This window comes from Paenibacillus sp. J22R98 (assembly GCF_059383835.1).
In genome coordinates, this window is the sequence record NZ_JBXENW010000004.1 from 96,842 (window position 1) to 122,834 (window position 25,993).

Below are 25,993 nucleotides of genomic sequence, written 5' to 3' on the forward strand. Positions count from 1 at the left end.
AGGAATTATCGCTACGATTATCTGTCTGTGTTTCCGCAGCATATTCACGTACGGAAGCTCCGATCCCAATACCGATCTAGTTGTCCACGCGCTCCATCACAGCTTGTGTCAGGCGCGTAATCGCTGCCTTCGCTTCATCTTGTGAGCTGCCGCGTACAGCAAAATACACCTTAATCTTAGGCTCCGTGCCTGAAGGACGCAGGCAGAACCACGAGCCGTCAGCAAGTAAAAATTTAAGCACGTTCTCAGGAGGCAAGCCGCCCAATCCCGGCAAATAATCAAGCATTTGATCCACAGCGATGCCGCCGATTTCTGCAGGCGGATTGCTGCGCCAATCTTCCATGATCGCTCCGATTTGAGCAACGCCGTCAACGCCTTTAAGCGTACGGGATTCCAGATGCTCTAAATAATTGCCAAATTTCGCATACAGTTCAAGAAGGACATCGTACAGCGTTTTGCCTTTGCTCTTATAATAAGCAGCTGCTTCGCAAATTAGCATGGAAGCGATAACCGCATCTTTATCACGCGCATAAGTGCCTGCCAAGTAGCCGTAGCTTTCCTCATAACCGAATAGGAAGGTACGTTCTCCGCTTTTCTCATATTGCGTCATCTTCTCGCCGATATATTTGAAGCCGGTCAACGTATTGACGACTTCCGCTCCATAGGAAACAGCAATGTCAGCGCCCATTTCACTCGTCACGATCGTCTTCACTACGACGCCGTTAGCAGGCAGATCGCCGCGTTCCTTACGTGTGCTGAGCAAATAATTGACCATGATCGCGCCGGACTGGTTACCCGTCAGCACGACATATTCGCCTTCATTATTACGAACAACCGCGCCCATCCGATCGCAATCCGGATCGGTACCGATAATAATGTCCGCGCCTACCTCTTGCCCGAGCTTAATCGCGAGATTGAACGCCTCCCGCTCCTCCGGATTCGGTGATTTCACCGTGCTGAAGTAGCCGTCAGGCTGCTCTTGCTCGGGGACGATATGAACATTCGTCAGACCTGCTTGCTTAAGCACCTCGCGCACCGGCATGTTGCCTGCACCATGAAGCGGTGTATATACGACAGTCAGCGCCTTGCCAAGACCGTCCACAAGCAGTTTGCTGTTCAAGCTTTCCGCTGCGACTGTTGCGATATAATCGCGGTCTTCCGCATCGCCCAGCCAGTGCAGCAAACCTTTAGCTTCCGCTTCTTCCCGGCCCATACGGCGGACTTGATCAAATCCCGTTACTTGCTGGATCGCGCCAATAACCTCAGCTGCATCTTCCGGAACAAGCTGGCAGCCATCGGAGCCATAAGCCTTATAGCCGTTATATTCAGGTGGATTGTGACTCGCTGTGATAACAATACCGCTTGTCGCGCCAAGCGCACGAACGGCGTAGGACAGCTGCGGGGTTGGACGAAGGGCTTGAAAGACATGAGCCGTTACACCATTCGCAGCCAAAACAAGTGCAGCATCAAGCGCAAACTCAGGAGAATTGTTGCGTGAATCGTAAGCGATCACCACGGAAGGGGTGCTGCTCTTCGTAAGTACCCAGTTCGCCAGTCCTTGTGTAGCTTTTCCGACAGTGTAGCTGTTCAATCGGTTTGTCCCTGCGCCCATAACGCCGCGCAGTCCGCCTGTTCCGAACTCAAGCTCCCGGTAGAAACGATCTTCGATTTCTTTCTCGTTGCCTCTCAGCGCGGCAAGCTCTTGTTTCGTAGCAGCATCAATCATCGGATCGCTCAGCCAAGCCTCGTATCGTTCTACAGTAGAATGGTTCATCTCCAGCATCCTCTCTCCATCCGTAGTAAGTTACGGTTTTTTATATGTAGCAAGCTCAAGGCCCTGTCTTTATTAACCCGATAATGCCGGGTTTATTCAGGATCCTTCAGTGCGAACATAATCTCACCTTCAGCCACGACTTTATCGCCAACTTTGGCAACAGCCTGTCCTTTGCCGATCATGCCCTTCATTCTTGTAATTTCCACTTCTAATGTAAGGGTGTCGCCGGGAACCACTTGTCCACGGAAACGGCAGTTATCAATGCCTGCGAAGAAGCCGATTTTGCCGCGGTTTGCCTCTACTTTCAGAATAGCAACACAGCCGACCTGCGCCAGCGCCTCCACAATAAGCACACCCGGCATTACCGGGTATTGAGGAAAATGTCCCGTGAAGAACGGTTCATTCATCGTCACATTCTTGATGCCGACGGCTCGTTTGCCTTCCTCCAGCTCAATAATGCGGTCAACGAGCAGAAACGGCGGGCGATGCGGTATAATTTCTTGGATTTGTCTAATATCTAACATGATGTAAGCTCCCTTCAAGGTTGGTGTAATAAATTACAAGGTATTGTGCCAAAATAAGGCCATCCATCACGAAACTGCAGTCGTGGGGTTAAGATAAGGGGGATTGAACGCTAAAGCCGTTCCTCGCGGCCAAGGCGAATTCAATCTCCTTTTTACCATTATGCGGGCGGAGCCTTTGTATCTGTCTGCTCCTCTGTGCTTTGCACCGCGCTGCCTTGCTCCTCTTCGTCCTTATTCAAGCCAACGAAAAGAAAAATGTAAATAAATGAAGTGATAAATGAAAACGCAATGACGCCCCATAAATAGGTTCTGGCAAAAGGCATTTCAAAGAAGATAAACATGATGGCCAAGTAGTACAGGATGGTGGTCAGTTTCCCCATCCAATTTGCAGGGACTGTTTTCTTCCCCCGAAAATGAAAAAATGCCGATCCGACAATCATCCCCGCATCCCGGATAAATATAGCCGCTCCCGCGCTCCACGGAATATGTTCGGTAATAAGCAGCGACAAGATGACGGTAATCATCATCATCTTATCCGCGAGCGGATCCAGCATCGCCCCTACCGAGGTCACTTGCCCGTACTTCCGCGCCAGGTAACCGTCCAAAATATCTGTAAGCCCTGCGATGACAACAATCAAAAAAGCCCATTTCATATGATTCGAAGCGTCCGATGCAAATACGGCAACGTAAACGGGGATTAAAGCAAAACGAAGCATCGTGAGCAAATTAGGAAGATTCAAACGTTTACGCCCCCTTACCTTTATGGCGGAAAAGATGCTTCAAAGATTCTAACCCATTATACCTCTACGCTGGAAAAAATAAAACTGTCCGGGCTATGCCCAAACCAGCCGCAAGCCTCATTTCTTGCCGTTTCTTTGCACGCATTTGGCCATGACCTGCGAACTAAATTTGGCAATACCTATCTGACACCTTCAATTTCCCCCTTCTAAAGCCGTTAACTATAGAGGATAGGAAATTATAGTCTTTGGAGGTTTTAGACAATCATGCGCATGAACAAACAAGCTGCACCCCTGTGGCAACGCACCTGGCTTACAGTGATGCTTGCCATCGTCCTGAGCTTCTCTTCCTTTGCGGGACTCGCTTACGCTGATGAAGTCGTAACGGGAATTGCATTCGACAACGCTCCGTCACCCGCCGTGCTTTATATCGATGATGATTCGATTTCACTTGAAGTGAATGCCACTATACAAGGTGCAACTTCCGCAAAAAGCGTTACGACGGATGCCACTTGGAGCTCTTCCAACACGGCCATCCTGAAAGTGTCCGCCGGTGTTGTTACAGGTTTAACGAAGGGCACTGCAACGGTTAGCGCAACATACAAAGGCTATAAAATCACACTGCCTATCACCGTTAATTATCGCTACGACAGCGTAACGATTTCGGAGGGCGGGACAACTGTTGACGCCACTGAAGAGGTACATCTGGGCGACACGATCTCCTATACACTTACTGCTGCCAAGAGCGGCAGCGCTAATGAAGACGTCACCGATTCCGCAACTTGGACAAGTTCCAATCCGGCTGTTGCAACCGTAGACGATGGAGACATCAAGCTGCTTACTGCAGGCGAAACAACCATCACAGCCAAATACAAAGGCAGAACCGATACGGTGAAGTTAATCGTAACTTCTCCTTACGATAAGATCATCATTTCCCCTGACGATCTACTTGAGTTCTATGTCGGCGACGGCACTAAATCGTTAACAGCTGTAGTTACCACCGAAGATGACGATTCCGCGACGGTTACCGATACGGCACAGTGGACATCCGGCAATACAGCCGTTGTTACCGTGTCCAAAGGTATTGTCACTCCGGTCGGCAGCGGTACGACAACCGTTATCGCGTCCTACCTCGGCGTAACAAGCAGCATTAATGTCGTAGTTCGCCCTGCTTACGAAGCCATGCGGATGACACCGAAAGAAGACCAGCATTTAAGTATGCAAGATAGCCCGGTAACGTTCAACGTAACGGTTATGAAGGGGACCGGAACGCCTGAGGTTGTAACGAGCAAAGCAACATGGACCTCCTCCAATTTCTTTGTCGCAACCGTTAAGGACGGCGTCGTTACCCCTAAAGGCGTTGGTACCACGGTCATTAAAGCGACTTACTTGGGTCTTTCCCAGCAAGTTTCGGTCACTGTTTATCCGACTGTCAGCAGCCTCAAAGCAGCATCCGAGACCGTCGATGCCTTCTTGAACGATAGCGTTACACTGCCGAAGATTTCGGCTGAATCGATAGCTGAAGAGACGATCGACGTCACGAGCCTCGTTGCTTGGACGAGCAGCGACAAGGATATTTTGGACAAAGTAGATGGAAAGTGGACAGCGAAGAAGATCGGCACAGTCGTACTTACGGGTACCATTCAATCCAAGACGGTCACCGTTACTGTAGTCGTGCACGAGAAACCGCTTATGCTGACACCGGATCAAACCAATGCTTCCGTTGTACTTGGCAAAGAAGTGAAGCTGCCGGTTATCACGCTCATGTATGAAAGCGGCGAAGAGGAAGACGTAACGAGCCTTGTCACTTGGAAGAGCTCCTCCGCCAACTTGCTCGTGAAAGCTCCGAATATGAGAGGCTTGCAAGCCTCGAGCGTTACCCTTACTGCTTCCTACCTTGGGAAGTCAACTACGATCCGGGTAACCATTGAAGAGGAAATTACGAAGCTGTTCGTCGATTCAAGCAGTCTTTCGCTGAACATCTCCCGCACCAAAAACCTTAAAGTAACAGGGATTTATAAGAGCGGTAAGTCGGTTTCCCTAAGCTCCAAGATGAATTGGACAATGAACCCTGAAACACTTGCTTCTATTAAAGGAAGCACTGTAAAAGCGTTGACTGAAGGTACCGGCAAGCTGACAGGCACGTATCAAGGCAAATCGATCGAGGTTGCCATTACGGTCGTTGCTAAGGTGAAGAAGCTGACTTCGTCGGCTAAGTCCCTTACTCTTGCTGCAGAAGGCAAAGAAACCGTTAAAGTTACGGCTGAATACGATGTCGGTCGTATCACGGATGTAACGAAGAGCGCAGCATGGACGGTCGGCAACAATAAAGTAGCTGCGGTAGAAGCTGGCGTCATTACGGCAGTCGGCAAAGGAAGCACGATGGTAAGAGCGACATTTGACGGCAAATCCATCAGTATCCGCGTAACCGTAAAATAAGAATTAAACAGTAAACCAAAAGCACCTCCTTCGAAGTGTTCATCGCCAACTACTATGGTAGTCCGATGATATTCGGGGAGGTGCTTATTTATGCGGCGTGGAATAGAATTGAAAATCAAAAAACCTGCTCGAATGAGCAGGCTTCTATTAGTCAGCAAACACTAGATCGTACATGTGCTTCCAAGTGGCAATTTCGAACACTTCGTCTCCGGGCCGCTTGCCGATTATCGTATAGCCCATGTACATGCCGCCGAGCACGGCTGCGATGCACAGAATGGGAACGATACTCTTGCGAAGCGTCCACAGTAAAGCCCGAAGAGCCGGATTACGTTTCTTGCGCGCTGATGTCTTGCCTTTAGCAGCTTCGAGATCGCGCTCAGAGGATGTCGTACCGCTCTGTCGCTGCCTCTCGCTTGCAGGCGCGGGGTTCATCAGACTAGAACGCTCCATTTGAGAAACTCCATCTAAACCAGCCGCTGTTTCTTTCTTTGCATCCATACGCATTCACTCATTTCCTAGGCGCGCAAATTGTTTGCAAGGCCCAGCATTGTATCACTGGAAGATAATGCCCTTGAGCTGAGCTGATAAGCTCTTTGCACGCTAATCAATTCCGTCATCTCGTCGGACAAGACGACATTAGATTGCTCCAGAAAACCTTGTTTTATTGCGATCTTAGATTCGGCGCTCGCTGTAACATTATGCATGACATCATTGACCTGAAATCCATCCGCAATGGCGAACAAATTGTCTGCTACCTGCGACAAGAGGGAAGGCTTGTCCACTTGAACCAGCTTCAGCTGCCCCATCTGAACAATTTCACCGGATGGGAGCGTACCTATGATGCTGCCATTCGGATCAATTCTGACTTCCTTCATCTCTGCAGGTATTTCAATCGGATTGCCATCTACAGACGAGATCGGGTAGCCTTCTTTGGTTGTCAGGATATTGACGCCGTCCCGCGTAAACGTGGTCTGGAACGAGCCACCGCGTGTATAACCAAGATCACCTTCGGCATTAACCGTCACCTCAAACAACGCATTGCCTTCGATAGCTACATCGAGGGGTTGGTCCGTTTGTTGAATCGGTCCTTGGGAGAAATCCGGTTGAATCATCGTCAGACGCGAGCCCCAGCCTTGGTTGAAACCAAGCGGAGTCAGACGTCCGGGTTGATCAAACACCTCCGGCTGCTTCTTCAGCGTAGTCAGCAAATCTTCAAAAGTGCCGGTCTTGCGCTTATAGCCGACTGTATTCACATTGGCAATATTGTCGGCAAGCAAGTCCAGCTTCTGCTGCAGCCCATTCATGGACACCATCGCATTAATCATCGAACCATTCAATTCAGTAGCCTCCCCTGCTGTGCATCGTTAAGCATTGCTTGCGAGTGGTTATACTCTGCCAATCTCATTAACCGCTTTATCTAAGCTTTTATCATAAAATTGAATAACCTTCTGATTCGCTTCATAGGCGCGCGCCGCCGACATCAAGTCAACCATTGACTGTGCCGAATCCACGTTAGAGCGCTCGACGTAGCCCTGTTTCAGCTCTACCCGATCGCCTGCGGTCATCGTCCGAACGCCAACAGACTCATCGCCAAGCTTGAACTTCCCGTCCCCTTCACGCACAAGGTTATTCGGATTATCCACAACAGAGATAAGCAGTTGACCGGCGCTTTGACCCGTTTCCGGATCAACCAACTGATTGTCGCTCGTCAACGTCAGCTTGTTAAACGTCATGCCTGCCGGCAGCTGGAACGGCTTCTCATTAGCGCCAAGTACGCGGGAGCCGTCCGGCAGCGTCAGAAAGCCTTCGTCATCGAGCTTAAATTGACCATCACGCGTATAACGAGTTTCACCGTTCGTATTCTGAACGGTGAAGAATGCCTGCGGCTGGAACACGTAGTTTCCGTCCGCTGACATCGCTTTGCCCGATCCGTCAAACGTCATGCCGGGCACTTCAATGTCCGATACAATGGCAAAATCGCTGAACTGGTTCGTTTGCATCAAATCGCCCTGCAGGTTGATCTGCAGGCTCTCTTCCGCGAACACCCCGGTGTTCAGCTTTCCTACTACACGGCCTCCGCCGTCTTGGACGCCGGCCAAACGCAGCAGCATATCTGGAAAGGAGTGCGTAACCGCGCTCTTCTCTTTATAACCAGGTGTATTTAAATTTGAAATATTATTCGTTACTGTATCATGCCGGTGCTGCTGCGAAATCATGCCTGATGCAGCTGTATATAGACCTCTTAGCATGAAGCTACCTCCTGAGCGCTCAACGTACTGAATCGGTTACCTACGTTATATATATCGGTTAACCCATCCTCACGATGAATAGAACGATTGCATGACTTTTGAACTAACTATTGCGTACAAAAGCTTGTCCCTTGGCACGCCCCCCTAAAGGCGTCCTACCCGAACATTCCTGCATGCAGCCATTCAACCGTTTATCGTTTAGCGTCTTCCGTTCTCTCTGCGCGGTGAACGGTCTAAATGGTCAAGCAGCAAGCCTGTTCCTTTAACAACGCAGTGCATCGGGTCTTCAGCAATCAGAACGGGTACTTTAAGCTCTTCAGCCAGCAATGCATCAAGGCCGCCCAGCAGTGCGCCGCCACCGGTCAAGATAACGCCGCGGTCAATAATATCGGCCGATAATTCCGGCGGAGTCCGTTCCAGTACGGACTTAGCTGCGGACACAATGGACGATACCGGTTCCCAAAGCGCTTCACGCACTTCTTCCGAGTAAATCGTCACGGTCAGCGGCAAGCCTGTAACCATATCCCGGCCGCGAATATCGATCTCTTGTCTGAAACCATTATCGTAAACGGAACCGATCTTGATCTTAATATCTTCGCTTGTCCGTTCCCCGATCAAGAGCTTGTACTTGTTCTTGATGTATTTCATGATCGCTTCGTCAAACTTGTCCCCTGCGACCTTAATCGAAGAGGCGGTCACAACGTCGCCCATGGAAAGCACGGCCACGTCGGTTGTACCGCCGCCAATATCAACAACCATATTGCCGCTCGGCTGGTAGATATCCATGCCCGCGCCAATTGCAGCTGCCTTAGGCTCCTCTTCAAGAAAGACATCCTTGGCGCCGCTGCGCTCTGCAGCCTCGCGGATCGCCTTCTGTTCCACCGATGTGATGTTCGTTGGTGCGCAAATTAAAATACGGGGGCGACTGTACCAAGAACGGCCGCCCACGCGATCGATAAATGCCTTCAACATAATTTCCGTAATTTCAAAATCAGCGATAACACCGTCTCTAAGCGGTCTGATGGCGATTATGTTACCAGGGGTCCGTCCTACCATCCGATGCGCTTCCTCACCTACTGCAAGCACGCGCTTCGTCTCGCTCTCAATCGCGACGACAGAAGGCTCATCAAGTACAACGCCCCTCCCTCTTACATGAATGGACACGTTAGCTGTTCCTAAATCAATCCCAATATCCTTGCTGAACATAAGGTCTCTAATTCCTCCAGGGCGAATGACGAGTGCCGCATATACAAACTTACGCATGTACTCACAAAACAATCGTCTTTAGTAATCGATGCAATGATCATCTTGTTTAGTATTCGCTGAAATGTACGAAATTCCTCTATTTTTGTAGAAAAAATCGCTTACGATTTTGCTGCGGCAAGAACCTCGCGCTTACGTCCTGAGCTCTTCTTATACTTGATTTTGGTTGCTTCTCCTCCCCTCAGGTGCCGGATCGATTTGTGGTATTCCAGAATGTGCTTGACCTGGTCTGCCAAATCGGGATTTATTTCCGGTAATCGCTCGGTCAAATCCTTGTGCACTGTGCTTTTGGAGACGCCAAATTCTTTAGCGATCGTCCGCACCGTGTGCTTCGTCTCGACGATGCAACGGCCGATTTTTATGGTCCGTTCTTTGATGTAATCGTGCACGCTCCCGCCTCCCTACTCGAGATAGTTTGGTACATTATATGAGGGGTACGGGTATATATTCTTTGTGTCCAAGCGTGACAAGCCCAAAGAACAGCAATTATTTTCAGAAACGCGTACTTATCCGCTCCAAATGGCCCAAGAAGGCCGCAAATGAACATAAAAAAAGAAGGCAGGATTGTATCCTGCCTTCTAAGCACTCCGCTTGCTTCTAGTTCTCGGTTGCGCTTGCGGAATCAGTTGTGATAAACGTATTTGGGTTAACCGCTTTGCCGTCCTTGCGCACTTCAAAGTGCATGTGGACGCCCAGTTCTTTCTCCAGCTCACTTCTGCCGGCTTTCGCAATAACCGTACCTTGCTTAACTTCATCGCCCACTTTAACTTGGACGTCGCTCAAGCTGTGGTAGACGGTTACGATTCCGTCCGCATGCTTGATCTCGACAATGTTGCCGTTAAGCGGGTGTTTCTCGGATACGATGACGCGGCCGCTCAGTGCTGCCATGACATCAAATGCCGTATCGTTCTTCGCGAAGTCAATCCCCATATTCGTTACGAACGTGTTGCCCGATTGGATCAAAGCCGCTTGACGCTCTTCGCCGGAAGCTTTCGCATCATAGAACGGCGCTACAACATCCAGCTGGCTGCGGTCAACAGGCCATTTCATCAGTTCTGACTCCGATGAGTTCACAGCTTCATCATCTGCCGGCAGTTGCTCTGCTGTCATTCCATCCGTCGTACCTTGAGAGACTTCTACGTCGGTGCTGGCTGGCTTGTTACTAGTTTCCCCAGCTCCCCCATAGAGCCACATTAAGGTTACGATAATTGCTGCCGCGGCTAGGAATGCTGACGGTGCTGCCCACTTCTTCGAAAGCAGCTTTCTCCATGCAGATGGTTTGACGGCAGTGCCTCCCACTACATTTTTGGGAGCTTCTTCATTGAACTTTGATTTGTTATCACTCATTGTTCGATCACCTCACTAGCCATTGTTGCCACAACCTAGCAGTTTATACGTGAGGGTTTAACATTTTTTGAGATTGTTAGAGAAGCTAGGGGCGGCGGATATGCTATTCTACCAGCCCTTTCGCCTTCGATAGCTGCGTCCCCGAATAATAGTGTGCGAGAATGTCCGCTGCCGTTCCGCCGTTTTGAGCCATCCCGTTTGCTCCCCACTGACTCATTCCGACCCCATGGCCATAGCCGAAAGTGGTGATTTGGATATCATCATCGAGGATCGTCCAATTAAACTGGGAGGAGGCCAGGCCAAGCTTCTCTCGAATCTCTCGGCCGCTCAGCATCTCCCTGCCGACCATAACCGTCTTAATGCGTTTGCCCGCTGTCGTATCCAGAATCCGCATCTGACGGACCGCGCTTTTCTTTACGCCAAGCTTGTTGCTGAATTCGTTCAGCGTCAGGGTTACGGTTTCTTTGTAGTTGGGGGAAATAGCCTTGTCCCACGGGCTGGCTACGCTGCGCAAGTAAGGAAGATCAAGGTCCCAATAATCCGAAGCATTCTCTGTATATCCGTTACTCGTGGAGAAAAAGGCCGCTTGGATCGGCTCCCCCTCGTACGTCACGATTTGCCCTTTCGTTTGCTCTACAGCTTCATTGAGCTTCTTCAGGTTCGTTTCCTTGGTCGTCCCGCTCCAACGCGACAGAAGCGCGCCTAGAGGCACATACACTTGATTCATCACCGTATCGTTCACATCCGCCTGCTCCGCTTCACCGCTCAGCCCGCTATGGTCATTAAATTGCATTCGTTTATAGATATAAGTTCGGGCTGCGATCGCCTGCGCTTTCAACGCCTCCAGTTCAAAATCAATCGGCATCTCGCCGGCCAGCACACCGCGTACATACAGTTCAATGGGCATTTTCTCAATCCGCTTCTCCTTGGTGAGGTAGACCTTAACCCACATTCGGTCATAGGCGCTCAGCGTCTTCAGCCCTTTACTGCCGTTCTTGATCACGGTTGAAGCTTCCACCGATCGCTGTTCCTTCACCGGCTGCTTGTCCGTCTCGCTCGGTTCTGCGCTTTCCTCTACTTCGTTGTGCTCTGACGCCACTTCCCCGGGCACTTGCTGCTCCGTCGATCGGCCAGGCCCGCCTCCTGTGGCAGCGGCATCCCTATCATCGAGGAGATAGACAGCCCCTTTCACCAACACGACAAGCAGCAACCCCCATGTAAACCACAACAACCAGCCTCTCAACCACCGGCTCCTCGGACTGCCTGTCCGCCATCTCATACGCTCCATCTGCTGCTCCTTCCTGTTCTGCTAATCTCATTTCTCGCAATTCACATTTTGCTACAGTCTATGAACCGGAAAAGTAGGATAGTACCGAAAAGGGAGAAGAGATTGTTGCGAGGATGCGAGGATGAGGATGAACCTTGGTTTGACGATTCCGAACTGCGAAGCGTTTAGGGCGGGTCGGAGCGGCTTGCCGTTTCAACGCTAACGAACCGTAGAGGCCTTATTAGGCCGAATTTCTCGTCTCCGAAATTCCAACGAATCGTAGGAGTCTTATTGGGGTGAAATCGGCTCCGAATTACCCATTAATCGTCAAATAAGGCCTTCACGATTCGTTAGAATTTTTTTATAGCTATTTTGGTGCAAATAAGCCCTGTACGATTCGTTACAGCATCTCGAGATCGGCGTGGTTTCGAGGTTGAGCGTTCGATTTCCGGACGCTCAAGCTTCCTTCGAGGTGGGAGGGGGAGATAGTAACGGCAATGCTGCTCAAAACAAAAAGCTGCCTCATTAGTCACAAGTGACTTTGAGGCAGCTTCATCGGTTATGTGTTATGAATGTATCTTATGCCCAAGTAGGTTGAACCTTCAAGCGAGGCGTTTCTTTCTCGCGCTTCACAGGCTCTGCGGACATTGCCGCTACAACAACCGGTTCCTCCAGAACCGCAGCAACGCCTTCGAGTACTTTCGAATACACAGGCTCAGCCGGTACGGGATCGATACGGTGGATATCCGCGCCAAGCGCTGCCAGTTTACCGGTAATATCGACATACCCGCGATCTACGTGGTGAAGACCCGTAATTTCGCTCTCACCGTCTGCGCAAAGCGCCGCACATATAAGCGCCGCACCTGCACGAAGATCGGTAGCGGTTACTTTAGCGCCGGTAAGTGCTGTATTGCCGCTTACGATAGCCATGCGGCCGTCGATCTTGATCTGCGCACTCATCTTCTGGAATTCCTCGACATGCATGAAACGGTTCTCAAAAATCGTCTCCGTCACAATGCTCGTGCCTTCGGCAATCATCAGGATCGCCATCATCTGCGACTGCATATCTGTCGGGAATCCTGGGTATGGTAACGTCTTGACGTCTACGGACTTCAATTTCTTCGGACCCACTACACGCAGACCGTTGTCTGTTTCTGTAATCGCTACGCCCATTTCTTCAAGCTTGGAGATCACCGGTGCCAAGTGCTCGCCGATTGCGCCGTCGATATGAACGTCGCCGCCTGTCATAGCCGCCGCGATCATAAACGTACCCGCTTCGACGCGGTCCGGAATAACCGTGTGCTGAGCGCCTTTAAGCTCTTCCACGCCTTCAATACGAATAATGCCTGTGCCTGCTCCGCGAACCTTCGCGCCCATGGCATTTAAGTAATTGGCAAGATCAACGATCTCCGGCTCCTTCGCCGCATTCTCAATTGATGTTGTGCCTTCGGCAAGTACAGCCGCCATCATGATATTCTCTGTTGCGCCAACGCTGGCTACATCCAGATAAATCTTGGCGCCCTTCAGCTTGCCTTCTTTGCGTGCTTCAATGAAGCCTTGACCCAGAACGATTTCGACGCCCATAGCCTCGAAGCCCTTCAAATGCTGGTCAATGGCGCGTGTGCCGATCGCACATCCACCGGGGAGAGAAATTCTCGCGCGGCCTAGACGAGCCAGAAGCGGACCCATAACGAGGAACGATGCACGCATCTTGCGCACCCATTCATAAGGAGCTTCAAACGAAGTCAAATTAGCTGCGGAGATCCGCATGGTTTCATTGTCATATGTCAGCTTACCGCCTAGTGCGGCAAGCACTTGTTGAATGGTGATTACATCGTCTAAATTAGGCACGTCATGGATGACGCTCTCGCCTTCCTTTGCAAGTAACGTGGCAGCGAGAATCGGTAATACGGCATTCTTTGCTCCGCTTACACGAACATTTCCGGATAGTCGCTGGCCGCCGCGGACGATTATTTTGCTCATCTTTAGGTTTCCCTCCGCGTGCAGTAGATTCTGGTCTTATGCACAATTAATGGTACGGCGCTCCGTACCCAACCTACATCTTACCACCCGTTTACAAGAAACGACAAGCGTTATTTTCTACCTGTCGAACCTGCGCCTGAAATGGCATTTTTTATAGTCTTCGCAGCCTATTTCTCGTTTCGTACCGTCATATACTACCCATTGTTGACATATTGCCATCTTGTTATTCGACAATTCCCTTCAGCAAGCCCGACCAGTTCCAGTAATCAAGTACGAAGCCGGCAAAGCCATGCCCTAAGACAATGGCGAGCATAATTTGCAAAATGCGTGCCTGCGAGCTGCGCGGCCGCTTCAGGATGGTGTCAAACTTCAGCTCCTGCAAGACAATCCAAGCCATTGCAATGCTGAATAGCTCAACAACAATGGAAATAAGTGCATGTATACCGGCGTTAGCGGCTAAGTGATCCATCTGATTGACTCCCTGTTACAAATTCTACCTATTCATTGCCCGAAGCAGCAGCGCAGCGAACTCCGCTCGGCTTGCCGTCTGCTCCGGTTTGAAGCTGCCATCCGGGTAGCCCCCGAGCAGCTCTTGCTGCTTCATCGTCTGAATAGCCGGTGCGGACCAGCGCGTCAGCTTCACATCCACGAATGGGGATACGTAGGGACGAGAACTATTCAGTTGTAGGGCCCGGAGCAAAATAACCGCCATTTCTTCACGGGTTATCGGCTTGCCGGGACCAAAGGCTCCTCCGGGATAACCACCGACCCATCCGGTTCCCGAAGCTTTCGTAATGGCGGCGTACGCCCAGTGCTTGGTCGTTACATCGGTAAAGCTCGGTCCTGTACTCGCACTCGGATTCAGCGCCCTCACCAGCATGGATATAGCTTCTGCTCGTGTAATGCTCTTATTCGGGTAGAAGCGATAATTGCCGCTCCCTTCCACGATGCCTTCCTTGCTCAGCGCAACTATCGTATCCGCTGCCCAGTGACCGGTGATATCGCGGAATCCCGCTACGACCGGCTCAGCATCCATCCGAAAGCCATAGTACTGTCTGTCAAAGCTGCTGCTCGCCGTCACTTTGACGTAATACAGGCCTGCCTGTACGCGCTGCTCTTTGACCATGCCGGTTTCATTCTTTGCGGACTGCAAGGTAAATAACGGCTTCTGCCGTTTATCGAACACCTCCGCCTTCATTCGGATTCCACTCGGAATACCGTTAACCTGCACGGATAACACACTTTCACTTCCAAGGCGCAATTGATACCAGTCGGCATCATCGGCACCCATGACACCCCAATAGTCAGAACCTTTGGCAACACCTGTTGCTTCATACGATTTGTTGTTTGGCTCGTTGGGATCCGTATATTTAGAAATCAGCTCTATCTTCAGTGTATACGCCGCAGCAGACGGCCCGGCCTGCGCCGACATTCCGTTGTGAACGCGTATGTAGTAGATACCCGGAGTAACATGGATCAGCTCCGAGGTTTCCGTTTCCCCTTCACTGTTCTCGTCGGTTTCCTGCAGTTCTTCCCCCTGCCGCCCAAAGGCGAGTGCGGGATCAATCCGTGCGGAGTCGGTCGACAGCGAGAGCTTGAGCGTGCCCCCCGTTTCAAAATGAATGGCGTACCAGTCGCGGTCCCCTGTTTGATGGAAATTACCCTTCACCTGCTGGGATTGCGGCTTCAGCGTAAACGCTTGGTACTGCTTATCATTGATTTCGTAAGCATCCGGGGCAATCTCAAAGGAGGAGGTTAGCAAATAAGGCAGCCGCTGCTTGGTTGTTTGGTCGAAGAAGCGGAGCTCAAATTCATTCCTCCCTTTCTTAACGTTCCATTCCACGGTTTGGTTGCCTAGTTTCGTAACTTTTGTGCCCTGCACTGCGCCCCCCGCAACATGGGTCAGCTGGAGGATCGGCGATGTCTCCCCTCCGGCGAGGAGCCCTTGAAACTGAAGGGAAATCACACCATCGTAGGGCGCATCAAGCGTATACCAATCCTTATCCCGGCCACCTGCAAGTTCGGCCGCGATCCGTTTACCAAGCGGAAACTTACGCGATGTCTGCCTGGTGTCGTTCGGCTCGTAGCCATCTGCTCGAAGCACGCCCGTTACAGCACGGTCAATCTGAAGCAGGCCGTAGCCGCTAGCATCATCCACCCCCGGTTTGCCAATATCTCTTGCCGTCTGTCTGAGCAAAGCACGTACCTGGTATGGTTTATAGCTGGGATGTACCGCCCATACGAGCGCTGCTGCAGCTGCTGCCTGAGGTGCAGCCATCGAGGTGCCTTCTTCATGCTTGTACCCGCCTCCCAGTGCCGTCGTATAGACATGCCATGGTGCCGCAATATCAATCTCCGGTCCGGCATTGGAGCGCGGCTCCGGTTTCCCGTCCGCGTCAACACCGGCCACAGCAAGTACCGTAGCGTAAGCGGCCGGATATTTCACTTCGGCCTTCGAACCCAGCGCCAGCCCGTCGTTCCCGCTGGCAGCTACAAGCAGTGCCCCTTTAGACTCCGCGTACTGCACGATGTCGCGGAGGTAAGGGGAATAGCGATAAAGACCCACGGAGAGGACGATAATCCGGGCTCCGTGATCGACCGCATAGACGATCGCTTTGCCCAATCGTTCTTCATCGCCGAAGCCATCGGCATCCAGCGCTTTAATCGGCATGAGCTTGGCACGCCATAGAATGCCTGCAATGCCCTCTTTATTGTTCCCTTCCCCCGCAAGAACTCCGGCTACAGCCGTCCCGTGACCGTTGTCATCCTCGGGCGGTTTGCCCGGGTCGACCAGATTCGTGCCGGCCACCAGATTGTTCTTGAGATCCGGGTGATCCAAATCGACGCCGGTATCGATAAGCGCAATGGTCAGATCCAGCTGATCATGCACCTTCGTCCAGGCGGTTTTGGCTCCGATTTGATCCAGATGCAGCAGCTTCGGCAGCTCTGGATCATTGCTCGCCGGCGCAGCCAGCAGCTTGACGCTGCTGATCGGCTGGGCGTAAGCGATCTCCGGCATCCGCTGCAGCCGGAGGAGCCACTCGGACGTGTCCGCCCCCGGGTCCTCGGGGCGGACAACGTCCACCGCGCCCGCCGCCGGCATCGCCAGGCGGCGGAGCAGGCGCGTGCCCGGCAGCGGCTTCGCCAGCGCCGGGTCGCGCCATTTGATGAGCCAGCCGCCGGTGGGCGCGGGCTCATCTTGGCCGCCGGCGGCGGCGGGTTTGCCCGCGGCCGCGCCGTGCGGGCCGGCGGTGGCCGCCGCAGGCGGCAAGGCCGCGGGAGCGGCCCCTGCGGCGGCGGCGGATGCCGCACCCGCAGGGGCGCTCCAGAGCAGCAGCGCTGCGAGCGCAGCGTGCATCAGCGCGCGCGGCGCAAACGCGGCCGCGGCACAGATGCGGCCGCCGGCGTGGCGCACCGCAGAATTAAACGTATCTTCACTACAGCCTAGTGTTGGCATAACATCGACTGTCCCTTTCGGTCTCATACAATAGATAGATTCCCCATTGGAGTTGATCATCATAGTCTGCCTTTAACCCGCAGCCCGTGATCTGAAACGTTTCGCTTCCGGAGTCCCATTCTCCTTTAAGGAATTTGTAGAAACACCAATTAAAAGGTCGATAGTCCTGCTTTATAAGCCGTTTACTCCGATGTTTATGCGCCTTATAGCCTGACTTAATCTAAAGATTCATTGAACTCCGAGAACAAAGAACTAGGACGAGCAGACCCCCGAAAATTCAGGTAAGATGATAACTTGTCCGGTTTGTCCATACGTCGGGCGCCATTCCCCTTAGTTTAACATAGAAAAAGAGCGGACCCGCAGGTCCGCCCTCGTCCTTTCGACCCTAACCTAACCCTGCTTCGCTGCCTCGCTATCGTACAAACAGATCATTCACAATCGAGAAATGCGCGTTAATCCAGTTCAGCACCGGACTTGGCACGATACCGAGCACCACGGTTGCAACCGCGCACAGCCAGATGACGATTCCGCTTGTGACCGGAACCTGCACTTCATGATCGATGGTAGCGCGCATGAACATTTGCCTGATGATGCCGAAGTAGAAATAGTACGAGATTACGCTGCTCACGACCATAATGGCCGCAATCCAGTAGAGATGAGACTGCGCCGCGCCAAGCAAGATAAACAGCTTCCCGAAGAAACCGCCTGTAATCGGCAGACCGGCTAATGAGAGGACAAAGACGACCATCGCCACTGCGGTCCACGGTGCCCTGTAATAGAGCCCTGAGAAGGCCCCTACCTCGTCACTTCCGGCCGACTTGCTAACCGCTGTAAATACGGTGAGCGAACCGATTGTCATTAATAGGTAAGCCGCAAGATAGAAGATAAACTCACCGAAGTTGGAGGCGTGCATCCCTTTGAGCGAAAGCCCAAGGGGAACGAGCAGATAACCCGCATTCGCAACACCGGACAAAGCAATGAGCCGTTTCACATTAAATTGGCGAAGCGCCATTGTGGATCCGACCAGCATCGCAGCGGCCGCCATCACGTTTAACGCTAGGAAAATATCATCCGCAATCGGCTTATCCGGCGATGAAGCGTAGAAAGCCACATTGTACACGAGACGGAAAATAACCGCGAACGCCGCGCCTTTCGAGACAACAGCCAAGAAAGCTGTAATCGGCGTAGGCGCTCCTTGGTAGACGTCCGCTGCCCAGTAATGAAACGGTGCGGCGGCGATCTTGATGCCAAGACCCGCTAAGATGAAGAAGAAGCCGACATACAGCAGTGCCGGGAAGTCGGCCGCATGCTGTTGAACCCCCTGCGCAATCGCGCCAAGATTCGTAGCTCCTGTGATGCCATAGAGATACGACATCCCGAACAGGATCAGTGCCGAAGAAATACCGCCGGTCACAACGTATTTAAACGCGGCCTCAGACGATTGCACCGCCTGCTTGCGAATCCCGACAAGCACATAAGTCGTAATACTTAACAGCTCGAGCCCGATGTAGAGCGTGATCAGATCCCCCGAGGAAGCCATAATCATGGCACCGACGACTGCCGGAAGAAGCAAGTAATAGAATTCGCCTTTATCCACGATGTCAGACCGTTTCACCGTGCCCAGACTCATCAGCACGATAAGTGCGGTTGCCACCAGGAACACGATTTTGAGCATGCTGGAGAAATAATCGATCCGGTAGCTGTCAGCCATGATTCGAATGACAGTGCTCGTTGGTTGACCGGCTGCTTCCGCATCCGACGCCTTCGAAGCCATATCCAGCATCCGCCATACGACAAAACCAAGCGAGGTCAGAATGCCGCCCAGCGTCAACCAACCAATAATGGACGAACGGCGCGGCAGGAATAAATCCAGTACAGCCAGCACTATCGTAAAGGCGATCAATATCCATTCCGGGGCGAGATAGGCCGCATCGCTCCAGGTGAGCGATTGCAGCTGTTGTTGTGCGACGTCCATCGTCTACCTCCCCGCCTTCTCTGTAAGTTGCTGAAGCAGCATGTCAAAGCCATGCTTCATCGGCTCCGTCAGAACAGCCGGGTACACCCCGATCAGTACGATGAAAGCTAGCAGCGTAATCATCGGCACCGCTTCAACAAGGCGCACATCCCGTGCTGCCCCGAACCGTTCCGGCATCGAGCCGAAGGTAATGCCAAGTATACTCCGAAGCACATAGATCGCGGTTAGAATAACGCCGAGTACCGCAATGCCCGTAATCACGCGCATGGAATCAAACAGTCCCAGGAACGAGAGGAACTCGCCCACGAATCCGGACAAGCCCGGCAACCCGAGCGAAGCCATACCAGCCGTCAGCAGAATGCCGCTCATAAACGGCATGCTTCTCGCCAAACCGCCGAGATCCTTCAGCTCAGTCGACCCAGTACGCTCGTAGATGCTGCCAACTACCAAGAACAGCAGCGCGGAGATAAAGCCGTGCGAGATCAATTGTATGAGCGCGCCGTTCAGCCCGATTTCATTAAAGGAAGCGATCCCGAGCAGCACGATCCCCATATGGCTAATCGAGGAGTAGGCTAGCACGAGTTTGAATTCTTTCTGCACGAGCGCGAGTATCGCGCCATACAGAATATTGACGACACCGAGTATGGCAAGCGCCACCGCCCAATCCTTCGCCACCCCCGGGAACATGAATACCCCGAATCGGAGTAACCCATATGCCCCCATCTTGAGCAGAACACCGGAGTGGATCATAACGACGGAAGGCGGCGCTTCGGCATGTACCTGCAGCATCCACGTATGGAACGGGAAGATCGGCAGCTTAATACCGAATGCGATCAGCAGCAATAAGAAGATGACCCAGCGCATCCGTTCCGAGAGATAGAGCGGATTATCCTGTCCTTGCATCTGATCCGGCGACATATTCACATAGGAGTCCGGATTCGTCAGATTCGAGCTGATCACTTCGTAGCTGCCGCTGTAGCTCAGGTTCGTCTGCTGTTTATCCGGCAGCTGCTCCACTTGGAAACCTGCCGTTGAAACAAGAAGAACGAACGCTAGCAGCATGATCGCAGAACCGATCCCGTTATAGAGAAGAAACTTATTCGCCGCTTTCTCGCGGTTCATATACCCCCAGATCCCGATTAAGAAGAACATCGGAATAAGGGTCATTTCGAAGAAGACGAAGAATAAGAAGACATCGCGTGCCAGGAATACGCCTATCATCCCGATCTCAAGCAGCAAGAACCAGATATAAAACGATTTCCAGCGTTTCTTCACATGTACGGAAGCCAGCGCAGCCATGACACCCACAATCGCTGTGAGCAGCAGCAGCGGCAGCGATAGACCATCTACGCCCATATGATATTGGAAGGAGAACGAATACGAGCTTACGTCGCCTACCGCTTCTTTGTTAAGCGAGGTATTGATCCAAGTTGCCGTCTCTTCATAGACCTTTCCACCCTTGGTGCCGTCATAATCGGCATACAGCCATAACGACAGCAGCAAAGGAAGAATCGTAGCCGAGATCGCAGCCACCTTCAGCCAGCGGCTGCGATGCTTAGGTAGAAGCAGAAGCACCAGAATGCCCAGCAGCGGCGAAAATGTAATGAGAGATAGAATCGGAAGATCAGCCAGCATTACCAGAACCTCCTTCCGACGATTGCGACAATGAGAACGACGAGACCCAGCAGCGTAACCAGACCGTAGGTTTGGATTTGCCCCGATTGCAGCCTTGTTCCGCCGCGGCCAAACAGCACTGCCGTTCCGCCAGCTACGCGAACAAGTCCATCAACTACGTAGTCATCCACCATATTCAGCAGCTGGCCGAGCCCGCGCAGCGGACGTACCAGCAGCATGTCGTACAGCTCATCCATGTAATATTTGTGCTCAAGGAGCCTTACCAGCCATGGCGCTCTTGAAGATACGGCATCGCGTGCAATAGTTCCTTTAACGAAGACCAGCCAGCCCAGATACAAACCTAGCAGACCGACAGCCGCGGAAATGACCATAACGAGACCGCCGCCGCCGTGCTCCTGCTCGGCACCGTCCGTTAACCAGGTTCCAAATGTGTCGTTCCAAGGCGTTTGAATAAACCCTGCCACAACCGCGAGAACGGCTAGGATCATTAACGGAATCGTCATCGAGGACGGTGACTCATGGGCATGGTCGCCCTTCGGCTTGCCCATAAAGACGAGGAAGAACAGCCTCGACATATAGAATGCGGTGAAGAAGGCCGCTACTACGCCGACCACGAAGAGCACCGGTTTCTCGTGAAGCGCCGTATTGAGAATCATATCCTTAGACCAGAAGCCGGAGAACGGCGGAATACCGGAAAGCGCGAGCGCTCCGATACCGAATGTCCAGGTGGTAATGCGCATTTTGGAGCTTAAGCCGCCCATCTCGTGAATGTTTTGCGTATGTACGGCGTGAATGACGCTGCCCGCTCCGAGGAAGAGCAGTGCTTTGAAGAATGCATGGGTGAAGAGATGAAAAATGCCGCCCGTCATCGAGCCAAGACCAAGAGCCATCATCATATAACCTAGCTGGCTGACCGTAGAGTAAGCGAGAATTCGCTTGATATCATTCTGAGCTACACCGATGGTAGCGGCGAATATGGCGGTAAAGCCGCCTACATAAGCGACAATATCCATTGCCGTCTGGGAAGCTTGGAAAATATCAAAAGTCCGTGCAACGAGATAAATCCCTGCAGCAACCATGGTTGCGGCATGGATCAGCGCACTGATTGGCGTCGGGCCTTCCATCGCATCCGGAAGCCAGACATGGAGCGGAAACTGACCGGATTTGCCGACAGCGCCGATGAAGATTAATACCGCAATCCAGGTTGTTACTCCCGCCGCGATCACTCCCGTACCTCCGTCAAAGGCATTGCCGATCCCCACAAAATCAAGCGCATGATCCGGCATGTACCAATAGAGCAGCAAGATACCAAGGAGCAAGCCCGCATCGCCAATCCGCGTCACGATGAACGCTTTCTTGGCCGCGGCTTTCGCCTCCGGTTTACTGTACCAGAACCCGACCAGCAGGAACGAACATACGCCTACCAGCTCCCAGAAAATATAGAGCGTCAGCATATTATCAGCCAGCACGAGGCCTAACATCGAGAACGTAAACAGCGCTACATAGCTGTAGAAAACGGAAATCCGTTCGTCGCTCTTCATGTAACCCGCGGAGTATACATTCACCAGAAAGCTGACTAACGTCACGACTACGAGCATAATCGCCGTTAAATTCGTGACCTCGAAGCCCGCATTCATCACGAGGCTGCCGAGTTGAATCCATTTGAACGCATATTGATAATAAGCAGATCCATCTGCCATATGCTCGATCAATACGAGAATCGACAGCACCAGAGCTGCGAAGGAGCTAATTGCGCCGAGCGTCACCCCAAGCATCCGCTGTCCGCGCCCGAAGGCAAGCAGCAGCAGGAAAGCCGCGAACGGAAAGAGCGGAATCAGCCAGGCTGATTGTGAGAAACTTGTATCCATGCCGTTACCTCCTCATTTCGTCATACTCATCCGCATTGACAGTCCCGCGCGCGCGGAACAGCGCAATCAGTACGGCGATACCGACAGCCGCCTCAGCAGCCGCTACGGCAATGCTGAACAGGGTGAACATTTGTCCTGTCAGCGAAGGGACAACACCATACTTGGAGAATGCGACGAGGTTGAGGTTAACTGCGTTCAGCATGAGCTCGATGGACAACAGGATAATAACGGCATTCCGTTTGACAAGCGCACCGTAAAGTCCAATACAGAACAGAATCGCGGCCATTGTTAAATACGAGGATAACATCCTATTCGGCCTCCTTCTTCGCCAGCACGATCGCCCCGATAAAGGCAACCGTCAGCAGCACCGATACGAGCTCGAACGGAATGACATAACCGGTAAACAGCAGCTTGCCGATCTCCATCGTGTTGTCTCCCGACTGCATAAGCGACTGCTCCGGCTCCGGAAACTCGGACTGACGGATGGCATAGAACAGAATGCCGAAGAGCGCAAGGGCGCCGATTGCCGTCAATGTTTCGCGAAGCGGTTTCACCCGCTCGGCCTCCGCCTCCTGATGCTTCGTCATCATAATGCCGAAGATCATCAGAATGGAGACCGCTCCCGCGTAAATGAGCACCTGCACAAAGGCCAGAAACTCCGCTTCAAGCAGAACGAACATCCCGGCAATGCCGATGAATACAGCCGCAAGCGAGACGACCATGTGTACGACTTTGGTGAAGCTGACCATCAGCACGGCACCGCTAATGATAAGGACGGAGAACACGAAGAAGGCGACGAACTCACCGGAAAAATTGAAGTTGAACATCGTCTATTTCGCGCCCCCCTTGGCCGCTGCAGGGGCACCGATATTGTTATTGTCTTGGCGGACGTTGCGGTTGTTCTCATCCAGCCATTTCAGATCCTTGAACAGCTCATCCCGGCTGTAAGACGCCAATTCGAAATTCCCCGTCATGACGATCGCTTCGGTCGGACAAACTTCCGTGCACAGATCGCAGAGAATGCAGATTTCGAAATTGATGTCATAGGTGTCGATGACCTTCCCTTTTTTGTCCGGATCCGGGTTCGCTTTCCCTACAAGCGAAATGCACTCCGTCGGACATATACGTACACACTGATTGCACACGATGCATTTGTCCGGCTCAAAATGCTGGATGCCGCGGTAGCGATCCGGCATGATGATCGGCACATCGGGATAGGAAGTGGTAACTTTTTTCGCGGTCATTGATTTGAGCGTAACACCAAGCCCTTTTAAGAGACCTTTCATTCCAGTTCCCTCCTGAACATGACTGCCATATTTACTAGAAACGCTTCTCTCAGAGCGATCTGCCTGAGCCGGAAGCTTACTTCACGAACAACTCCATATACACTGCCGTTAGAAACACGTTCAGAATCGCTATAGGCAGCAGCACTTTCCAGCCCAGTCCCATCAGCTGATCAACGCGGATACGCGGCATGGACGCCCGGATCCAGAACAAGAAAAAGACGATCGACGAGAATTTGAGCAGGAACCAGATGATCCCCGGGATCCAAGTCAGGAACGGTGCCGGCGCATGCCATCCGCCTAGGAACAATACCGTCGTGAGTGCCGCAATGGCATACACGTATACATACTCTGTCAGCATGAAGAATGCAAAGCGGAAGCCGCTATATTCGACGTGATAACCGGCTACAAGCTCCGATTCTGCCTCCGGCAAGTCAAATGGCGTACGGTTTAGCTCCGATACCGCCGCAATGACGAAGATCACGAAGCCGATAATTTGCGGAATGAAGTTCCACTGCCAGAACCAGTCGCCCTGCTGCTCCGCAATGGAGCGGAGGTTAAGCGAGCCAGACATCATGATGACGCCGACTACGGAAATGACAAGCGGTACTTCGTAGCTGATCATTTGTGCAGCGGAACGCATTCCGCCAAGCAGCGCGTATTTGTTATTGGAGGACCAACCGCCCAGTACGATCGCAATGGTCGAGATGCCCGACAATGCCACGTAATAGAGCAAGCCCACGTTAATGTCGGCAAAATATAGCTTTTGCGTATACGGGATAACCGCCAGTACGGCAAAAGCAGGCACATACGCAAGCGCAGGAGCGAGAATGAAAAGCACCCGGTCTGCTTTGCGCGGAATCGTATCTTCTTTAATCAGCAGCTTCGTAATATCGGCTACCGATTGCAGCAGCCCCCATGGGCCAACGCGGTTCGGACCAATCCGGAATTGCATCCAGCCGATAACCTTCCGTTCAAAGAAGATCGCATAGGTGACAAAGCCGAGTACAATCACGAGCAGGATGACGCCCCATAGGAAGAACAGCAGCGCGTTTCCCCATGTCAATGTTTCATCGAGCCAAGATCCCATCAGCAGTCAACCTCCCCTACGACAATATCAATGCCGCCCAGAATGGTAATGAGGTTCGTCATGGTTTCCCCGACTAGCAGCTTCGGCAATATTTGCAGGTTTACGAAGGATGGACGACGGAATTTAAGCCGGTATGGCTCCGCTTTACCTTTGGATACGATATGACAGCCGATCTCGCCTCGCGGCGATTCGATCGCGACATAGAGTTCGCCGGCAGGCGGCCGTATAACGCGCGGAACCTTGCCCATAACATCGCCTGATGATGGGAACTGTTCGACGGCTTGCTTTAAGATGCGAAGCGATTGGCGGATCTCTTCAAGGCGGATCAGGTAGCGATCATAGCAATCGCCATTCTTGCCGACCGGTACATCGAATTCGAAGCGGTCGTACAAGCTGTACGGCTTCGCTTTCCGCAAATCCCAGTCAACGCCTGTGGAACGCAAATTCGCACCGGAGAGTCCGTAGTCGATCGCGGTTTGCGCATCGTAGCGGCCAATGCCCTTAATCCGCGCCAGGAAGATTTCGTTGCCGCTGATGAGCTTGTTATACTCATCGAGTTTACCTTCCATATAAGGAATAAACTCGCGCACTTTCTCGATCCAGCCCGGAGGCGCATCCCATTTAACCCCGCCAACGCGCATGTAATTGTACGTTAATCGCGCGCCGCACAGCTCGTTAAACAAATTGATAATGATCTCGCGGTCGCGGAATGCAAAGAGGAATGGACTCATGGCGCCGATATCAAGCAGATACGTGCCCCACCACACCAAGTGGCTGGCTATTCGCTGCAGCTCCATGACGATCAGTCGCATAAACTCTGCCCGCTCCGGAATTTCAAGCTCCATCATCGTCTCTACCGCATGGCAGAGCACATAATTGGTCGTCATCGCCGAGACGTAATCCATCCGGTCGGTATAAGGAATGATTTGAGTATAGTTCAAATCCTCCGCAAGCTTCTCGGTCCCACGGTGCAGGTATCCCATGACCGGCGTTGCTTCCGTAATGACTTCGCCGTCCAGCTTGACGACAATACGGAATACGCCGTGCGTGCTGGGATGCTGTGGGCCGACGTTAAGCAGCAGTTCTTCTGTACGAATCACGG

General features: G+C 52.3%; 22 protein-coding genes. 1 reads left to right on the plus strand and 21 read right to left on the minus strand.

Annotation, left to right across the window (positions count from 1 at the left end; translation table 11 throughout):
• Positions 1 to 76: 76 nt before the first annotated feature.
• From AC50Y3_RS13815 to AC50Y3_RS13825, 3 genes are all read right to left on the minus strand, one after another.
• A complete protein-coding gene (locus tag AC50Y3_RS13815) occupies positions 77 to 1,783 on the minus strand; it encodes a phospho-sugar mutase (protein ID WP_494819315.1) in 1,707 nt (568 codons plus the stop codon).
• A gap of 83 nt (positions 1,784 to 1,866) precedes the next feature.
• Positions 1,867 to 2,298: a 3-hydroxyacyl-ACP dehydratase FabZ gene (fabZ, locus tag AC50Y3_RS13820; protein WP_090982305.1), complete on the minus strand. Its 432-nt coding sequence runs from the start codon at positions 2,296 to 2,298 to the stop codon at positions 1,867 to 1,869.
• Between the two features lie 158 nt (positions 2,299 to 2,456).
• Positions 2,457 to 3,038: a CDP-alcohol phosphatidyltransferase family protein gene (locus tag AC50Y3_RS13825; RefSeq protein ID WP_494819316.1), complete on the minus strand. Its 582-nt coding sequence runs from the start codon at positions 3,036 to 3,038 to the stop codon at positions 2,457 to 2,459.
• A gap of 264 nt (positions 3,039 to 3,302) precedes the next feature.
• Between AC50Y3_RS13825 and AC50Y3_RS13830 the strand changes: the two genes are divergently transcribed.
• Complete coding sequence (locus AC50Y3_RS13830) at positions 3,303 to 5,474, plus strand: hypothetical protein (RefSeq protein ID WP_494819317.1); 2,172 nt, start codon at positions 3,303 to 3,305, stop codon at positions 5,472 to 5,474.
• A gap of 147 nt (positions 5,475 to 5,621) precedes the next feature.
• Here AC50Y3_RS13830 and AC50Y3_RS13835 read toward each other — a convergent pair whose 3' ends face one another.
• From AC50Y3_RS13835 to AC50Y3_RS13920, 18 genes are all read right to left on the minus strand, one after another.
• Positions 5,622 to 5,924, minus strand: a complete 303-nt coding sequence (locus tag AC50Y3_RS13835; RefSeq protein ID WP_494819318.1) for a DNA-directed RNA polymerase subunit beta — start codon at positions 5,922 to 5,924, stop codon at positions 5,622 to 5,624.
• Positions 5,925 to 5,989: 65 nt separating this feature from the next.
• Entirely contained in the window at positions 5,990 to 6,811 is an 822-nt protein-coding gene (locus tag AC50Y3_RS13840) for a flagellar hook-basal body protein (protein WP_494819319.1), read from the minus strand.
• A gap of 48 nt (positions 6,812 to 6,859) precedes the next feature.
• Positions 6,860 to 7,723, minus strand: coding sequence for a flagellar hook-basal body protein (locus tag AC50Y3_RS13845; protein ID WP_494819320.1), 864 nt, complete (start codon positions 7,721 to 7,723; stop codon positions 6,860 to 6,862).
• Positions 7,724 to 7,921: 198 nt separating this feature from the next.
• Positions 7,922 to 8,929, minus strand: a complete 1,008-nt coding sequence (gene mreB, locus AC50Y3_RS13850; RefSeq protein WP_494819321.1) for a rod shape-determining protein MreB — start codon at positions 8,927 to 8,929, stop codon at positions 7,922 to 7,924.
• 158 nt (positions 8,930 to 9,087) lie between these two features.
• On the minus strand, positions 9,088 to 9,375 hold the full coding sequence (spoIIID, locus tag AC50Y3_RS13855; protein WP_090575384.1) for a sporulation transcriptional regulator SpoIIID: 288 nt from the start codon (positions 9,373 to 9,375) through the stop codon (positions 9,088 to 9,090).
• Positions 9,376 to 9,583: 208 nt separating this feature from the next.
• The gene (locus AC50Y3_RS13860) at positions 9,584 to 10,333 is read right to left on the minus strand and encodes a peptidoglycan DD-metalloendopeptidase family protein (RefSeq protein WP_494819322.1); all 750 of its coding nucleotides are present in this window, start codon (positions 10,331 to 10,333) and stop codon (positions 9,584 to 9,586) included.
• 103 nt (positions 10,334 to 10,436) lie between these two features.
• The gene (gene spoIID, locus AC50Y3_RS13865) at positions 10,437 to 11,621 is read right to left on the minus strand and encodes a stage II sporulation protein D (protein WP_494819323.1); all 1,185 of its coding nucleotides are present in this window, start codon (positions 11,619 to 11,621) and stop codon (positions 10,437 to 10,439) included.
• A gap of 558 nt (positions 11,622 to 12,179) precedes the next feature.
• On the minus strand, positions 12,180 to 13,583 hold the full coding sequence (gene murA / locus AC50Y3_RS13870) for a UDP-N-acetylglucosamine 1-carboxyvinyltransferase (RefSeq protein WP_494819324.1): 1,404 nt from the start codon (positions 13,581 to 13,583) through the stop codon (positions 12,180 to 12,182).
• A 223-nt stretch (positions 13,584 to 13,806) separates the two neighbouring features.
• Positions 13,807 to 14,052, minus strand: coding sequence for a DUF1146 domain-containing protein (locus tag AC50Y3_RS13875; RefSeq protein WP_494819325.1), 246 nt, complete (start codon positions 14,050 to 14,052; stop codon positions 13,807 to 13,809).
• Positions 14,053 to 14,076: 24 nt separating this feature from the next.
• Positions 14,077 to 17,067 carry a S8 family peptidase gene (locus tag AC50Y3_RS13880; RefSeq protein WP_494819326.1) on the minus strand — a complete coding sequence of 997 codons (2,991 nt, stop codon included), beginning with the start codon at positions 17,065 to 17,067 and terminating at the stop codon, positions 14,077 to 14,079.
• Positions 17,068 to 17,452: 385 nt separating this feature from the next.
• Positions 17,453 to 19,015, minus strand: a complete 1,563-nt coding sequence (locus AC50Y3_RS13885) for an NADH-quinone oxidoreductase subunit N (RefSeq protein ID WP_494819327.1) — start codon at positions 19,013 to 19,015, stop codon at positions 17,453 to 17,455.
• Between the two features lie 3 nt (positions 19,016 to 19,018).
• Positions 19,019 to 20,650, minus strand: a complete 1,632-nt coding sequence (locus AC50Y3_RS13890; protein WP_494819328.1) for a complex I subunit 4 family protein — start codon at positions 20,648 to 20,650, stop codon at positions 19,019 to 19,021.
• A complete protein-coding gene (nuoL, locus tag AC50Y3_RS13895) occupies positions 20,650 to 22,518 on the minus strand; it encodes an NADH-quinone oxidoreductase subunit L (RefSeq protein ID WP_494819329.1) in 1,869 nt (622 codons plus the stop codon). Before nuoL ends, AC50Y3_RS13890 begins: the two co-directional genes overlap by 1 nt.
• Positions 22,519 to 22,522: 4 nt before the next feature.
• Positions 22,523 to 22,825, minus strand: coding sequence for an NADH-quinone oxidoreductase subunit NuoK (gene nuoK, locus AC50Y3_RS13900; protein WP_090982274.1), 303 nt, complete (start codon positions 22,823 to 22,825; stop codon positions 22,523 to 22,525).
• 1 nt (position 22,826) lies between these two features.
• A complete protein-coding gene (locus AC50Y3_RS13905) occupies positions 22,827 to 23,345 on the minus strand; it encodes an NADH-quinone oxidoreductase subunit J (RefSeq protein WP_494819330.1) in 519 nt (172 codons plus the stop codon).
• A gap of 3 nt (positions 23,346 to 23,348) precedes the next feature.
• Positions 23,349 to 23,804 carry an NADH-quinone oxidoreductase subunit NuoI gene (gene nuoI / locus AC50Y3_RS13910; RefSeq protein ID WP_494819331.1) on the minus strand — a complete coding sequence of 152 codons (456 nt, stop codon included), beginning with the start codon at positions 23,802 to 23,804 and terminating at the stop codon, positions 23,349 to 23,351.
• A gap of 76 nt (positions 23,805 to 23,880) precedes the next feature.
• Positions 23,881 to 24,891 carry an NADH-quinone oxidoreductase subunit NuoH gene (gene nuoH / locus AC50Y3_RS13915; protein WP_494819332.1) on the minus strand — a complete coding sequence of 337 codons (1,011 nt, stop codon included), beginning with the start codon at positions 24,889 to 24,891 and terminating at the stop codon, positions 23,881 to 23,883.
• On the minus strand, positions 24,891 to 25,991 hold the full coding sequence (locus AC50Y3_RS13920) for an NADH-quinone oxidoreductase subunit D (RefSeq protein ID WP_494819333.1): 1,101 nt from the start codon (positions 25,989 to 25,991) through the stop codon (positions 24,891 to 24,893). The genes nuoH and AC50Y3_RS13920 overlap by 1 nt, the downstream gene beginning before the upstream one ends.
• Positions 25,992 to 25,993 lie beyond the last annotated feature (2 nt).

Bases quoted from the DNA above. Each gene is read 5' to 3' on its own strand.
- AC50Y3_RS13815 (WP_494819315.1), bottom strand. From the start codon at position 1,783: ATGCTGGAGATGAACCATTCTACTGTAGAACGATACGAGGCTTGGCTG.
- fabZ (WP_090982305.1), bottom strand. From the start codon at position 2,298: ATGTTAGATATTAGACAAATCCAAGAAATTATACCGCATCGCCCGCCG.
- AC50Y3_RS13830 (WP_494819317.1), top strand. From the start codon at position 3,303: ATGCGCATGAACAAACAAGCTGCACCCCTGTGGCAACGCACCTGGCTT.
- AC50Y3_RS13835 (WP_494819318.1), bottom strand. From the start codon at position 5,924: ATGGAGCGTTCTAGTCTGATGAACCCCGCGCCTGCAAGCGAGAGGCAG.
- AC50Y3_RS13845 (WP_494819320.1), bottom strand. From the start codon at position 7,723: ATGCTAAGAGGTCTATATACAGCTGCATCAGGCATGATTTCGCAGCAG.
- mreB (WP_494819321.1), bottom strand. From the start codon at position 8,929: ATGTTCAGCAAGGATATTGGGATTGATTTAGGAACAGCTAACGTGTCC.
- AC50Y3_RS13860 (WP_494819322.1), bottom strand. From the start codon at position 10,333: ATGAGTGATAACAAATCAAAGTTCAATGAAGAAGCTCCCAAAAATGTA.
- spoIID (WP_494819323.1), bottom strand. From the start codon at position 11,621: ATGGAGCGTATGAGATGGCGGACAGGCAGTCCGAGGAGCCGGTGGTTG.
- murA (WP_494819324.1), bottom strand. From the start codon at position 13,583: ATGAGCAAAATAATCGTCCGCGGCGGCCAGCGACTATCCGGAAATGTT.
- AC50Y3_RS13875 (WP_494819325.1), bottom strand. From the start codon at position 14,052: ATGGATCACTTAGCCGCTAACGCCGGTATACATGCACTTATTTCCATT.
- AC50Y3_RS13880 (WP_494819326.1), bottom strand. From the start codon at position 17,067: ATGAGACCGAAAGGGACAGTCGATGTTATGCCAACACTAGGCTGTAGT.
- AC50Y3_RS13885 (WP_494819327.1), bottom strand. From the start codon at position 19,015: ATGGACGTCGCACAACAACAGCTGCAATCGCTCACCTGGAGCGATGCG.
- AC50Y3_RS13890 (WP_494819328.1), bottom strand. From the start codon at position 20,650: ATGCTGGCTGATCTTCCGATTCTATCTCTCATTACATTTTCGCCGCTG.
- nuoL (WP_494819329.1), bottom strand. From the start codon at position 22,518: ATGGATACAAGTTTCTCACAATCAGCCTGGCTGATTCCGCTCTTTCCG.
- nuoK (WP_090982274.1), bottom strand. From the start codon at position 22,825: ATGTTATCCTCGTATTTAACAATGGCCGCGATTCTGTTCTGTATTGGA.
- AC50Y3_RS13905 (WP_494819330.1), bottom strand. From the start codon at position 23,345: ATGTTCAACTTCAATTTTTCCGGTGAGTTCGTCGCCTTCTTCGTGTTC.
- nuoI (WP_494819331.1), bottom strand. From the start codon at position 23,804: ATGAAAGGTCTCTTAAAAGGGCTTGGTGTTACGCTCAAATCAATGACC.
- nuoH (WP_494819332.1), bottom strand. From the start codon at position 24,891: ATGGGATCTTGGCTCGATGAAACATTGACATGGGGAAACGCGCTGCTG.